Source organism: Chryseobacterium sp. (genome assembly GCF_008014695.1).
Taxonomy (GTDB): domain Bacteria; phylum Bacteroidota; class Bacteroidia; order Flavobacteriales; family Weeksellaceae; genus Kaistella.
The window spans coordinates 695799-709962 of sequence record NZ_VOXE01000002.1 but is presented as its reverse complement, the minus strand read 5'-3'; the positions used below and the strand labels follow the sequence as shown (position 1 = coordinate 709962).

The following is a 14164-nucleotide window of genomic DNA, read 5'->3' as shown; positions in this document are numbered from 1 at the left end:
TGCAAATATCAAATGAAAAAAGATTGGTCGCATCTCTGGCATATATTTACAAACTGTCGAAAAAGCAGACCACACAACTATTATAGGTAAGCAGTATGTTTTAAAAATTGTTAAATTATTTAATTTTTAATGGAATTTCAATCACTGGTTTAAACTGTTCTAATTTTGTTGCGTATCTTCTAACAACTTGATCATATAAGTCAGGAACTTTTGGAGCCTCTACGGTGATAACTAATGCATAACTTAGCTCTATGTTACTTTTGTTGTTCCTTCCCTCCATTCTGGCATTGTAGTGAATATCGAATACAGGATCTTTAAGTGATGAGCCTAAGAATTTATTAGAGGAGTGAACGCAATTTTCCCACTTAAACGCATCTCTTCTCAATTCGTCTTCTGACTGATAATTCTTTTTAGTTTTACCAAAAAAGCTCTTTGATTTAGCATGAAGCGATAATGGTTTACCAGCAGCTGGCTTATTCCTTTTATCTGCATGCGGTCTAAAGACGACCTCTAGACCACTCCTAGTATAATTATCTGGATGATGGGGATCAACAGCCGTTGCATAACATAACGTTGCTTTTATATTAACCTTACCTTCCAAAGTATTCAACGGTAAAGGTATTGGCGATCGCATAAATTTAGAAGCAGATATTTTACCCTGAAAAACCACTCTCACAATACTGTCATCACAAACAACAATATCTTCAATATTTCTTGCTACCCTGCCCCATCCTGTCTCAATTATAGAATGATCAGAACTCTCTGAACAGTGAATTAGAAGAGTTTTTATCGCCAACGAATTTAATGAAGTGCCAAAATGAGCTTTTATACCTGCACCTAATCTTAAAACAGCCGGTGCCGAAAAACTCGTACCAGCAACTTGCGCTAGCTGCAAACTACTATTCGAAGCAAGGATATTAAACGGTTTTTCGGTCGTTCCTCCAAAATCAACTAAATCCGGTTTTATTAAGCCAGGGCTTCTTCCCGGCCCAACTGAACTATATAAAGCTCGATTCCATCCTACACCATTATTGTCACAAGCCCCTATAGACAAGGCATTTACACAGTCAGACGGAACTTGAATTCTATTAAGACCAAGTTCAATATCACCTTCACCATCATTCCCTACTGCTACAGTCATTAGTGTTTTACCATTCGACAGATAGTCATCTAAAACTGCAGTCCATGCGTGAATATCATTGTCCTCAATTGGTAATCGAGGTCCTAAGCTAATATTGATGAAATCGTAATCATTTGAATTTAGTACACTTGTTATTCGATCTAACACTTCAAAGAGTTCGTATGGGTCTGAACCTGGAACATCTTCTAAAATTCTATAATGATCTACATCTGAAAATGGCCTTGAAAGTCCTTTTGATGGATCAATATGACCAAAAAGAAACGCTGAAGTAACTCCAACACCATGAAATAATAAATCGTCATCCGCCTCTCCCATACCTTCAAATTCATAAGAATCAACCCATTTACCAATAGGATGATCATCGGGTATTCCGCCATCAAAAATTGCTGTTTTTATACTTGAATCTAGAGACATAATATCTGGAATTTCAATCTTAACATCTTTTTTTACAACAGACCTAATAATAGGCTTCAAAAGACGAAGTTCAGGCATTTTTCTAATTGTTCGTATTAGTGTAAATCTTGAAATATTCTCAGCCATATCAGGTGAAGCAGTAACCTGTAAAAAACAAAGACCACCTGCGTAAAATCTACGGTCAAAATTCACATCAACACCGAGCGCAAGCAGATAATTTTTAAAATTCCGTAAATGAACAGCTTCTGCAAGAGACTCGTTCATGTGTAGCACGACTTCAAAAACAGTTTTACCTTCTTTCGAAAGATTTCCTTTGATTTTGGCCTTAGCTTCAGGAAAGCTTATTTCTTCAATTTCAACAATTTGATCTAATGCATTGTTACCCTCTTTCCAATTTGGAAACTCATTAAGCCATTTATTGAACGAACCTCTGGTGCCACATACGAACAACTCGGTCGTACCTGCTTTTTCAGGTTTTCTACCTTTGCTCTTTTTACTTGGTACAATTTGTTTAGTTCTACTACCGATTGACTCCAGTCCGATACTCCGCAGTAAATCAGTGGGGAAATAAGATTTCGCGATGAATTCCGGATTTAAAGTAATCATCGCAACAGCATAATCGTTAGGACATGCTTCAGCAGGCAATTCGTTCATTTTAACAACGGCCTCATTTAACATTGGTATAAGCCTATTTTTAGACTCTGTAAAAGTATAGGGAAATTCCTTTGGGCCTCCGGAACTCACATACTTAATTTGTTCAGTCAATCTTTCACCTTTCCCTAAGAGATAATTAATCTTCTTTGCCATATTAGTTTAGTTTTTTTTATTTGCTGTTGCTCGTTTTCTAATTGTTTCTCTGGCAACACCTGTAATCTCATGTGCTTTCCGCTGCGAAACCACACCGCTTTTATACAATGCACAAGCAAAGTCAGCCTTGTCGTCTTTGGTCATATTTTTCGTAGATATTGCCATCTCTAACTTAGAAACAAGATTCACATTTTCAATTATTGCTGACTTTCTATATAAATTTATTTGTCTTTCAATTTCACTAAATGATTTTCCTAAAAAATTAAAGCTAAGAATTTCTGACCACGTAATTGATTCGGTGCCTAAATCTTGAAATAATAAATTATTGATCTGTTCTTTTATTTTATCAATTGAGGGATTCTCAAATTCCAATACCATTTCAAATCTTCTCCATACTGCGGGATCTAAAAGATCCGGATGATTAGTTGCAGCTATCAGCATACCTGACGATGGCCAATCGTCAATCTCTTGCAAAAGAACAGTAACTAATCTTTTTAACTCTCCAATTTCGGATGAATCATCACGTCTTTTTGCTATGGAGTCCAATTCATCTAACAACAATACACAATCCATGTTCTTAGCATATTCTAACACATATCGTATATTGTTTCCTGTTTTACCTAAATAACTACTCATAACTGCTGCTAGGTCCAACACAAGTAGAGGTCGTTCCATTTTAGATGCAATCCACTTTGCAGCCATTGTCTTTCCCACACCTGGAGGTCCTGTGAATAATATCGATTTTGTGGGATGCAATCCTTTCATCGCTAAAGAGGGTATTTTATCTCTTTCTAAAATTACCTGATTTAAACTTTCTTCAATATTTTTACTTAGTATTATTTCATTATCAAGTACGGCTCCATCAATCTTAATCAATTGCAATCGAGAATCAATATCAACTGGCAAAGGCAAACTGTTACTTTTTCTCAATGGAGTGCTTTTTGAGGGAGACTCTCTTAACAACTCACTTAACGAAAATGCCATTTCAGGATAATCATTATTATATTTTTTGGAAAATCTTTGCAAAAGTAGCTGAATATCCTGCTGTCTACCTGCGAGACCTATCCGAGCTAGTTGAACAAAATCTAGTGTTAAATCGTTAATTAAATTCATGTTATTAAATGGAAGATATTTATGTTATTATAATTACAAAAGTAAACAAATATACAAAACTCGTTTATTTATAATACTATTAAATGGAAGAAAATTACATTATATTTGGTTTAAAATCTTCCAATATAGATTTATAGCAAACTTTATACTTTTAAAAATAAGTTTGTATATTTGAGAATTAGGCGTTGAAAATCAAACTACATGGCAAAAAACGTAAGCAGACAACTAAATAATTTCGAATTAGTTGAGCATTTTTTACAGAACGCTCTGGAATATGACGTCGAAGGCGAAGACAATTATGAAATTGTACCTGCAATTGTTTCTACAGAACTAAATATTGAAAACTTTGATGAGTCTCTAATCAGTAAATACAGTAAATGCTACAGAATCCGAGAGTATAGAAAAGATAATCTAAGAACATCATTACAAAAAAAGATTGTTCTAGAATTATTGGCTAATAAAAGACTAGATTCAGATGAGGAAATTTCACTTGGTACGGGTGGGGCTTTTCCAAATTCTGAATTGCAAAATAGTCTAGATGCATACATTGTCATTGGTTTACCAGCATCCGGCAAATCAGGTATTTCTAATTTAATTGCGGATCAATACGGTTGTTTACTACTCGATTGTGACTATGCTAAAAGGAAGTTACCCGAATTTTCAAAACTTCCATTTGGTGCTACATTAGTTCATGAAGAGTCTGATTATATTATCTTTGGAGAGAATAAGCCTGCTAAATTCAAAGCACTTTTCGATTATTGTATAGAGCTACACTCTAACATTGTACTACCTAAAATCGGAAGCAATTATGAAAGCTTATTAGCACTAATCAATTTATTAGCAAAGAACGGCTATAAAGTCCACTTAACACTAGTTGAATTGGATAGAATCAAGGCAACGAAAAGAGCTCTTAGAAGATTTGAATCTACAAAAAGATATGTTCCTTTGAGCCTTATTTTTGACACATATGGTAATAGTCCAACCATCTCATTCTACAAACTAATAACTTTGAATTCTGAAAAACTTGAGAGTTTCGGAATTATAAGTACAGATGTGGAATTAAATAAACCATATATTAAAATATTGTCAAATAATGAGTTAAATCCAGCAAATTTATATTAACATGAATAATAAAGATGAAACAAATAAATCTGTAGAGTACCCTATTATATATTCTTACATCTACGAAAGAGAAAGTGAAGACATAAAAAGACTCGCAGGAAAATTTGCAAATGCAAAAAGATCAACCACAAAAAAAACGGGATCTGTATCTGTTATCAGAGGATTTAAAATCGAAGGTGACAAGGCAGTTCCTATTTATTCTGACACCTCTCAATCAATATCCACTGGCAGTCAGGAAATAAAAAAAGCAAATACACTACTTGATAGATCTGGTAAAAGCAAAAACGTTGTAGCGGTTAGAAAGAATAGTACAGGTAAGAGAAAAAAAAATTAATAAATTGGTAGCACATTAGTCATAAACATCCATAAATCATTTTCTATCTCCTGCATGCAGTTCTCCGAAGTCTCTGTCTTTGGAGCTTTTTTTCAGAAACCTCTGACTACGATTAGAGTCTTATTTGACACATATTATTTTTTAATAGAACTATGGACAGCTGAAAATGCTCTTTAGAAAAAGAACTAAAGCAAGGGCATGTATGAGATTTAATAGTAGTGTAGTGGGGTCGCCAAGTCCAAGAATTTAGGTGAACTTTCTTGCTTTATATTAATAAAGATTAACCCTAATAGTTTTATGCATTGATGCTATAATTTGCTATGTCATACGTCTTATACTAAATTAATTGTATTACGACGAAATGCCCAAAGGCATAAATTTTCATCCATCAACAAATAAATGATTTAATATATAAACGCTTTCTGTAACTATAGTCACAGCGGTTTTATCATGCCACTTTGATTCTTCACAAAACTGCTTACCGTTAATCGGTGAACCCCTAAAATTCTACCAATAGCGGAATAGGAAACTTTTCTGTCCAGCAGTTCCTTTATTTTTTTTTCGCGTCCTGTGAGTTTTGTTTTCGCCGACTTCCGGCCCTTCGGCCGCCCAAGAATCACCCCTTCTGCCTTCTTTCTCGCCAATGCTTCCTTGGTTCGTTGGGAGATTAGATTACGTTCTATTTCCGCAGAAAGGCCGAAAGCAAATGCGAGGACTTTTGAACTGATATCACTTCCGAGACGGTAATTGTCCTTAATTGTCCACACCTGTATATCACGGTTCATGCATTCGTTGAGAATTCCCATAATCATCAACATATTACGGCCTAAGCGTGAGAGTTCGGAACAAATTAAAATATCATCTTTTTTCATCCTCTTTAGTAATTTACCCAGTTTACGTTCCTCTAATTTTTTTGATCCCGAAATGGTTTCTTCCAACCATTTGTCTACCACTACTACGTTTCTATCACAAAATTGATTGATCTCGTAACGTTGGTTTTCTACTGTTTGTTTGTCTGTGCTTACGCGGATGTAACCGTAAATCATAGCTGTTTATTTTAATAATTAATAGTGTATAAAATAAACCAAAAAAAGATAGAATAAAACATAGTTATTTTTTCATCATAGAAAAGGAGCGTTTTTGTTAGGCAGAATGTACAGGTATGTCAATTTAGTTCTGCAGAAAGTTGGGTCGTTCTCAATTCAATTGAACAAAGTATTAAAAGCAAAATTGAAGCGGCTGGAACACCTTTGAAAGCTTGGGACATTAATATCTATCGTGGCATTTTAACCGGTTATAATGAGGCATTCATTATTGACGGGAAAAAGAAAGACGAATTAATTGCAGCAGATCCAAAATCAGGCGAAATTATACGACCGATTCTAAGAGGGCGCGATATTAAGCGTTATTCGTGTGATTTTGCAGATTTATATATCATCACCACCTTTCCGAGTTTAAAAATAGATATTGAGCGATACCCCGCTGTCAAGCAGCATTTGAGCGGATTCGGATATGATCGTTTAAAACAAACAGGAGACATAGGAGCAAGGAAAAAGACTAATAATCAATGGTTTGAAACGCAAGATTCTATAAGTTATTGGGACGATTTTTATAAGCATAAAATTATATATCCAGAATTAACAAAATTTCTAAACTTCTACTTTGATAATAAAAATTTTCTTGTAAATAATAAATGTTTTATCCTCAGCGGTGAAAAAATATATTATCTAATTGCTTTTTTGAATTCAAGTCTTTTCAAATTTGCATTCAAGGATGATTTTCCAGAATTATTGGGAGGCACTAGAGAATTACGAAAAGTATTTCTTGAACAAGTAAAGGTAAAATATGTCTCGGAAGAAATCAACGTGGAATTCATGAGACTAGTTTTAAAATGTCAAGATTTGCAAGGAGATCAAAAAAAGAAAAAAGAATATGAATTAGAAATTGACAACATGCTCTTTGAAATATATGATTTAAATGATGATGAGAGAGAGGCAATTGGCTTTATTGAAGTTCAATAAAGCTTATCTCCTCATCGGTAAACTCCAAACATTTGTACAAAATATTGTCGAATTTTTTCTCTAAAAGCCCTGTTTCCCTAGTATGTTTTGCAGCTTTAATTATTTCCAGAGCAACATTTTCAAGAGATAATTGTTCTTCCAAATCTAGCTTAGGCACCAGTAATTGTTCGATTGTAAATTTTTTCCAGCGAACAGTCCCTACGCCGGTAGTCGTACCGAGTTTAGAGAATAAATATTCTGACAATTTAGAATTTAAATAACCCAATAAGTATATTAGTGATTTCCCTGTCATTAAAAAGGTTGTAGCTTCATTAGCATAAGTACCATCTAAATCAATACTAAATTTTGTTTTATCTGAGATTTCGCCCCAAATGATTTTCTGGCTATTTAAATCGTCCATATAAGCGCAGTTCCTCAAATTGTAGGGTGTATCACCTTTATCACCCCTCTTCTGCAAACCTGGAAAGTAACTATCCAAGTGTTTTTTAATCGCTGGATAGTCGTTGACATTTATAGGTTTAATACCTTTTTCCTTTAGGCCATTGTGCGTATTAATTAACCATAAATCTGCGAAGTCAAAACCAAACTTTTTTATATCCCTGCCGCGTAAAATCGGTCGTATAATTTCTACACTTTTAGGATCCTGCCCTATTAATTCTTTTCGTCTTTCGCCACTTATTATAAAAGCATCGTTATAACCCGTTTTAATGCCATAATTTATTGTGATGTCCCAATCCTTTAATGGTGTGCCTATTCTCTCTATTTTCTCCTTAATCTGCTTTTCGATATTAGAAAGAATTACCCATGAATCTGAATTTTCAAATTTTGCGATCACAGCGTTTTGTCTAACAAAAACGCTCAAATTATTTAACAGCTTTTCTTTGACGACACAGGCTCGGGTTTTTAGCTCATTTTTCTGCTTTGCAAACATCAGAATATTGGTGTCTACGGTAGCAGAATCAAAAATCTGATTGCCCGCAAAATCGATAAGGATTAAAGGGTTGGTTTTCTCATTAAAATATTTTCGCAGACTCTCGCCGTACGCTGCTCGCATCCATTTATTGGAGGTTATAAATGTCAACAGCCCATTTTCTTTCAGAACATTATTTCCTAACTCGTAAAAGAGGCTGTAAATATCTCCAGTTTTAGCAAACGTTTCATACCCCATCTTTTGCAACTCATCACTAATAGCTCCCATTTTTTGTAGCTGTATGTATGGAGGGTTGCCAAGAATGACATCGAAACCCATAAAGTTGCCATTATCATCCAGCACTTCCGGAAATTCAAAACGCCATTCAAAAGCATTCCGGTAAATCATATTATTCAGGATTTCTTCCTTTTGTTTCTGCGCCTGATCTGCCTTTATCTTCAGTTTTTTAAGAAGCTCTTTTTCTGTTTTTGTTATGGTTTCCCCAAAAGCAATAAGGTTTTGCTGCCGTTGGTCCTCATTCTGAAAGAGTCCTAATGCTTTGGAAACCTTTTCCTTCTGGCTATTATCATAGCTTGTTTTAAAGTTATTCTTTACGGTATTAATGATTCCCTCTACTTCCCTTTTCTTGACTTTGGAATTGGTTGTTTTATACTCTTTTACGGCCTGCTTGTAATCATCAATCGAATAATCAACCTCTTTGTTTTTGAAAGCGGATTTTAAGCTGTCTGATAAAGCAAAACGACTTACCAGAGAGTTGCCGCATTTGATATTGATGTCAATATTCGGCAAAGTCTGTAATTCGCCGGCATCGGTATAGTACGCATTTTTTAGAAGTTCAATCCATAATCTTAGCCTGCAGATGTTCACAGAATTTGGGTTGAGATCTACGCCGAAAAGACAGTTTTCGATCAATGTTTCCTTCTCATGAAAAATAGCTTTCTGTATTCTTAAGCTGTTTGGATCTCTTCGATGATAGGTAAATAGTTCGCCCATAGCATCTGATATATACAGTTCATCATTGTCAATTTCCACTTCGCACGGAATAGGAGCATCATTTTCGTCAGCAAGAATTTTCAGTTCGCTTTTTATGGCGATCATTTCATTAAGTGCCGAGACCAAGAAGTGCCCCGATCCCACGGCGGGATCACAGATTCTGATGGTGTTAATGACTTCATTCAACCTTTGGATATCACCTTTTTTGTAAAACCGGTTGCAGTACGCTTTGGCATCATCAAAAGTTTCGATACTGCTGTCGATTTTCTCTTTTAATTTTTGGATCACCGCCTTTCTTAAAGTCTCCCTGCACATGAACATCGTAATCATCCCAGGTGTAAAGAAGGAGCCATCTTTGTACCCGTTTATTTTCTCGAAGATCAGACCTAACACCGATGCGTTGATAAGTGTTTTGTTCTCCTGACGCTCACCGGTCTCCACCCCTGATTCTGCTGAAAAATCATAGGCATCTAAGAACCTGAAAAGATAGTCAAGGGTATTAAGTTTACCACTCTCCTTCCTGCCGTTGGAATCTTTCAGAATGCTGGACGAATACACCTCCATCTTCTCGTCCATCAGAGCGGTAATATCAAACGTAAGATCTTCCAATTCATTTTTTTCGAAAAGGCTGCTGTTGAGATACGGTATATTTTTATACTTTTCTGCATACCGCGGATGCCGTTCGGACATCGGCTTAGCCAATGCTGAAAAAAATAACTCGTTGAGCTCATCGAAACCATTGAGGAAATCGAAATGCAGGAATTTATATGCGGAGGACTTGCCATTATAACTGAGAAGCTGAGATTCCAATAGTTTCAGGAATAGGATCCTGTTTACCCATGTTAAACATAGCTCCAAGCCCACCGTAAATGCCTTGTTGTCATCATTGAAAATGTGCTTTACTTTCAGCAGATAATCTTTATCCTCCAAGGTGAAAATTGTATTTTCTAGAAGAGAGCCATAATCTCGGGCTGCATCTTTTTTTCGCTGAATAAGCTTCTTACCATTTTCTTTAACTTCTTCGAGCCCTATGATATGAAGAAGTTCATTATAGAATGCTTTGTTTAGTTGGTTGCTGTCGTTACCAAAACTTTTGCCCAGAAGGTGGACATCGGAAAACAGCTTATAAATATTAACAAGGTCTTTCGATTTCAATTCGGCTGCCTTCTCCTTCCGGAAATCCAGATGTACAAAGGGCATGCTGTCCTCTACTGCCACGATGTGCTTATGAGCAATTTCTTTATAAAACAGTTCATTCAAGGATGTATCTTTGAGTCCGTCCCTGAACCGACCGTATTCCTTCAGTAATTCTTTATTTTTGTAAAACAAAGCGTAAAAATCTTCTGCTTTGAAGAAAAACCATTCGAAACCATTGGTGATAATGAGGTGCTTGATGTTGTTGTTCTTGTAATCAACCCTTTCTCTGAGGTAATACAGCAGAATTTCCTGAAAAGCTTTACTGTTCAGTTTGTTAACCGTAGGAAATTCGGATTTATTGCTGGGTTTTTTTGCCTCAATAATTATTCCCACATCAGAGCTTGCGTCTTTTCCTAAATAAACAGCTAGATCAATTCTTTCTCGTGTATTGATTTCGTTTTCCGAATAAAAAGTTGAAGAGAGAAATTTTCTTATAGGAGATTTAAGGTGCTCTTCACTCTCTTTTTTATCATCGACCAATTGAATTGCTTTTATACAATCTTCAAGTTTGGTAACAAATTCATCAACATTATTCTGTAGAGGATTGAATTTTTTATAAGCTGGATTTAGCGCCTTCTGAGGTTGAAGCTGGTTTTTTTTCATGGATATTTCTGCCTAATAAAAGAGGGTCTTAAATTTAGACAAAAAAATGATCATTGGATGTAGAAAGTTTCCGAATGGTGTATCAGATGATTATAAGGGGTTAAATCGAAACTGGGAGTTTTTCAACTTTTAATGCAGGATTACACTGGTGACGAGACCCACGCCAAATAAATAATTTAAGCAAAAACGATTTCGTAAATACCTGATTATATATTTGTGAAAAACATAGAGTATTAATGCGTCACACTTTTATCCAAAAGCTTTTACGAATCTTGCAAAATGTTGTCCTTTCACAAGTAGAACCCTTTGCTGTACTTTGTTTCAAAGAATTGGTGAAAGATGAACCAAGCAATACAATAAGAAATATACAGTATGCACTATTTAGATTTTAACTCAAACACCATAATTACCATGAGCATCATTTTTATCTTTATCGTGGCAATGTCCATCATTGGACTTGCTCTTTATGTGTTCAAGAAAACTTTTGAATGCAATGACACCACGTATTTCGGAATACAGAACCGACTAGTTGGTAAAATTTGGCATCAAAAAGTGCCTAAAAACCAAAAGGAAGAAGAAACCTAACCCAATATTTTGGCATTTATTACTAAGACAATTAATCAAAAAAAGAAATCCAAAACGGTATTTACTTCATCACCTATACTGTATATGATATAATCGGCTGGTATCTTTCAATATAGCGCTCAACGAATCGCTAAAATCGGGTACAAATGATATCCTTAAATTCCTCTTTATAATATTGCTTTACAAATCTGCCTCCTTCATCTTCACCCCATGTCTGCTTTATAATTTTTAGCTTCCTCTTGGCATGTTTTTCACGGTAATTTTGAATAGTTTTAGGTTTATGGTAGTTGATATAAAATTTCACAGTATTCACTACTTTTTTTAAATCAAGGTTTAAAATCTTGTTATTTATTTCTTCATACGCAGAAAAGCCATTCTTTCTGTCTTCCTTCAGGTGAGTGAGATCGTCTCTCAGCTTTTTAATATTAACAATAATTTCGGCCTTTCGTGGATGATCAGCAACAAAATCTTTTCCGGTGACTGTAGGTATAATAATTTTGAATTTGTCCTCGAAAGTCAGGCGTCGCTGAATTACCATTTTATCTACGAGCTTACCTTTGTACAGAACTTTGGCAAAATCAGGAAGACATTGGTTCATAAAAGATTCTAAGGCTAAAAAAGAAAAAAGAGTCCCCATTGAACCTACCTTAAAAATATAACTGAAGGCGGTCGAACTTTTCCACTTAAATTCGCTCTGTTCTCTTTTAAAACTATCCAGAAGAAATATTCTGGCTTCAGCAATTTGTGGTAATACATCATATGCCACCGAAAAGTAGTACGTAACCGGGTTTCCTTCCAAAAGCAGAAAATTATTCCTTTTATATTTCAATTTGTTAATAGCAAAAACTCCATTATTGGTAATTTGCATATAATGATTTAATGGGTCCCGCAATGCCTTTTTCAAATCTTTCTCTGATTCCACATTGTGATAATCTTTGCTTCGAAGTGCTTTGCGAACACTTTTTAATTCCTCTTTGGGTTGTTGTGTTATATTAGAGTAGTCAATCTTTGTTCCCATTTTGTGATTATTTTATTGATTAAAAATAATGAGAATTACCTGAACGCCAATTACGTTCCCGCTGTTATGACTAAAATATCAAAATTTAGAGAAATGAAATTCCATGTGTGAGCCACCGCAAAAATTTGTACATTCGTTTTTTGCCGTTTTCTAAAAATAAGATGTCCAAACCAACTTCGCACCTCACCCTCTCAGAACTGAACGGCCTTATACAGGCGGCACTCAACAGTGCGCTGGGAAACCGGTCGTTCTGGATTGTGGCGGATGTGACGGAGCACAGCTATAAAGAAGCCAACGGTTACCACTATTTTGAATTCGTGGAGAAAGACCCGAGCACGAACCGGATCGTGGCCAAAATAAGAGGCAGCGCGTGGGGAAATGCCTCACAGAGAATCAGGGCTTTTGAAACCGTGACCGGCCGGAAATTCACGAACCATATGCATGTGCTGGCAAAGGTGCGCGTGAACTACCATAAGGTCTTTGGGCTTTCGGTAGAGCTGGAGGAGGTCGACCCCCATTTTACGCTCGGGGTGATCGAGGCGAAGCGGCAGGAAACGCTGCGCAGGCTTGTGAGCGGGTACCCGGAAGCTGTAGAACTGACCGGCAACACTTACTACACGAGGAACGGGAGGCTGGAACTCCCGCCCGTTATTTCGCGGGTGGCCGTGATCTCTTCGGAGACGTCGGCAGGGAACGAGGATTTCAGGCATACCCTGCTCCACAACCCGTACGGCTACCGGTTTCAGGTGGATGACTATTATACTTCGGTGCAGAACGAGGCCAATGCGCACCTGTTCCTGGCCAAGCTGCTTGAAGTGTACCATTCTGGCATCCCGTACGATGCGGTAGTGATTAACCGCGGGGGCGGGTCGCAGACCGATTTCCTGATCTTCGACGACTTCAAGATCGGGCTGGCCATTGCGAAATTCCCCATCCCAGTGATCACGGGCATCGGACACCAGAAGAACGAGACCATTGCCGACCTTATGGCGCATACGAGCACGAAGACCCCAACGAAAGCCGCGGAGTTCATCATTACCCATAACAAAGCCTTTGAGGACCGCCTTATGCACCTTCAGAAGCAAATCATCATCCGGTCTCAAGCTTTCCTGACGAAGGAGAAAGGCCTGTTCAGCCACTTGCATGCGCGGGTGCTGAACCAGTCGCGCACCCTGCTGGAAAGGAAGAAAGGTACGCTTTCAAACCTGGAGCACCGGTTTACCTCCTCCACGAAAAAAGAACTTCACCTCGCGAAACGCCAGCTGGACCAGAGCCGGTATAGCCTGGAGTCGAGGCCGCAGGTGCTTTTCAGTAATGAAAGGAGGAACCTGGCTGAAGTCTCGGAAGACCTTGCGGTTTCTTCGGCGCGCCTGCTTTCTGCGGAACGGTCGGCCCTGAAGAATGCCGTGGCGTTGATCAGGGTGATCTCGCCGGAGAACATCCTGAAAAAAGGATTTGCGATCGTGAAAAAAAACAATGAAATTACCAGCGATCCCGGGCAGTTTGTGCCGGAATCTGAAATAGAAATCATCCTGCGCTCGAAAAGCATCAGGGCCACCGTAAACACCAATACCGAATACCATGGAAACGACTTTGACCTACCAGAAAGCCTTTGAGGAACTTCAGGAAATCACGAAAGCGATCGAGTCTGAAGAAGTCTCGGTGGACGACCTTGCGAAAAAAGTGAAGCGCGCGGCGGAACTTCTGGAGATCTGCAATGCACGGCTGAAAGCCACGGAGGAGGAGGTGAACAAGATTATTGAGCGGATTAGCAGTTGAGTTGAGGAGTTGTTAAGTTGTGGAGTCGATGAAGATGGGATCGCTTCGTCGGCATTCTGCCTCCTCGCGATGACAAGAGCCAAGGCAAAAGGAAAAAGCGGAACTT

At 37.3% G+C, this 14164-nt stretch carries 11 protein-coding genes; 6 read left to right on the top strand and 5 right to left on the bottom strand.

Annotated features, from left to right (window positions below):
- Positions 1 to 115: 115 nt before the first annotated feature.
- The gene (locus FUA25_RS07660; RefSeq protein ID WP_147756307.1) at positions 116 to 2362 is read right to left on the bottom strand and encodes a S8 family peptidase; all 2247 of its coding nucleotides are present in this window, start codon (positions 2360 to 2362) and stop codon (positions 116 to 118) included.
- A 6-nt stretch (positions 2363 to 2368) separates the two neighbouring features.
- A complete protein-coding gene (locus FUA25_RS07655) occupies positions 2369 to 3475 on the bottom strand; it encodes an AAA family ATPase (protein WP_147756306.1) in 1107 nt (368 codons plus the stop codon).
- A gap of 201 nt (positions 3476 to 3676) precedes the next feature.
- On the opposite strand from FUA25_RS07655, the gene FUA25_RS07650 reads away from it, so the two are divergent.
- Positions 3677 to 4597, top strand: a complete 921-nt coding sequence (locus FUA25_RS07650) for a zeta toxin family protein (RefSeq protein ID WP_147756305.1) — start codon at positions 3677 to 3679, stop codon at positions 4595 to 4597.
- A gap of 1 nt (position 4598) precedes the next feature.
- Entirely contained in the window at positions 4599 to 4931 is a 333-nt protein-coding gene (locus tag FUA25_RS07645; RefSeq protein ID WP_147756304.1) for a hypothetical protein, read from the top strand.
- Between the two features lie 434 nt (positions 4932 to 5365).
- Here the strand turns inward: FUA25_RS07645 and FUA25_RS07640 are convergent, their stop codons facing one another.
- Positions 5366 to 5977: a master DNA invertase Mpi family serine-type recombinase gene (locus FUA25_RS07640; RefSeq protein WP_147756303.1), complete on the bottom strand. Its 612-nt coding sequence runs from the start codon at positions 5975 to 5977 to the stop codon at positions 5366 to 5368.
- Positions 5978 to 6181: 204 nt separating this feature from the next.
- On the opposite strand from FUA25_RS07640, the gene FUA25_RS07635 reads away from it, so the two are divergent.
- Positions 6182 to 6952, top strand: coding sequence for a TaqI-like C-terminal specificity domain-containing protein (locus tag FUA25_RS07635; protein WP_228411671.1), 771 nt, complete (start codon positions 6182 to 6184; stop codon positions 6950 to 6952).
- On the opposite strand, the gene FUA25_RS07630 is transcribed toward FUA25_RS07635, so the two are convergent.
- Positions 6936 to 10676 carry an Eco57I restriction-modification methylase domain-containing protein gene (locus tag FUA25_RS07630; protein WP_147756301.1) on the bottom strand — a complete coding sequence of 1247 codons (3741 nt, stop codon included), beginning with the start codon at positions 10674 to 10676 and terminating at the stop codon, positions 6936 to 6938. The two genes, FUA25_RS07635 and FUA25_RS07630, sit on opposite strands and share 17 nt — an antisense overlap.
- A gap of 411 nt (positions 10677 to 11087) precedes the next feature.
- Here FUA25_RS07630 and FUA25_RS13250 point away from each other — a divergent pair, with 411 nt between their 5' ends.
- Positions 11088 to 11261 (top strand): hypothetical protein, encoded by a 174-nt coding sequence (locus FUA25_RS13250; RefSeq protein WP_185146672.1) that lies wholly within the window; start codon positions 11088 to 11090, stop codon positions 11259 to 11261.
- Between the two features lie 130 nt (positions 11262 to 11391).
- Here FUA25_RS13250 and FUA25_RS07625 read toward each other — a convergent pair whose 3' ends face one another.
- Positions 11392 to 12279 (bottom strand): hypothetical protein, encoded by an 888-nt coding sequence (locus FUA25_RS07625; protein WP_147756300.1) that lies wholly within the window; start codon positions 12277 to 12279, stop codon positions 11392 to 11394.
- 161 nt (positions 12280 to 12440) lie between these two features.
- Between FUA25_RS07625 and xseA the strand changes: the two genes are divergently transcribed.
- Together xseA and xseB are read left to right on the top strand one after the other, a co-directional pair.
- Positions 12441 to 13895: an exodeoxyribonuclease VII large subunit gene (xseA, locus tag FUA25_RS07620; protein WP_147756299.1), complete on the top strand. Its 1455-nt coding sequence runs from the start codon at positions 12441 to 12443 to the stop codon at positions 13893 to 13895.
- The gene (xseB, locus tag FUA25_RS07615) at positions 13861 to 14058 is read left to right on the top strand and encodes an exodeoxyribonuclease VII small subunit (RefSeq protein WP_147756298.1); all 198 of its coding nucleotides are present in this window, start codon (positions 13861 to 13863) and stop codon (positions 14056 to 14058) included. Before xseA ends, xseB begins: the two co-directional genes overlap by 35 nt.
- Positions 14059 to 14164 lie beyond the last annotated feature (106 nt).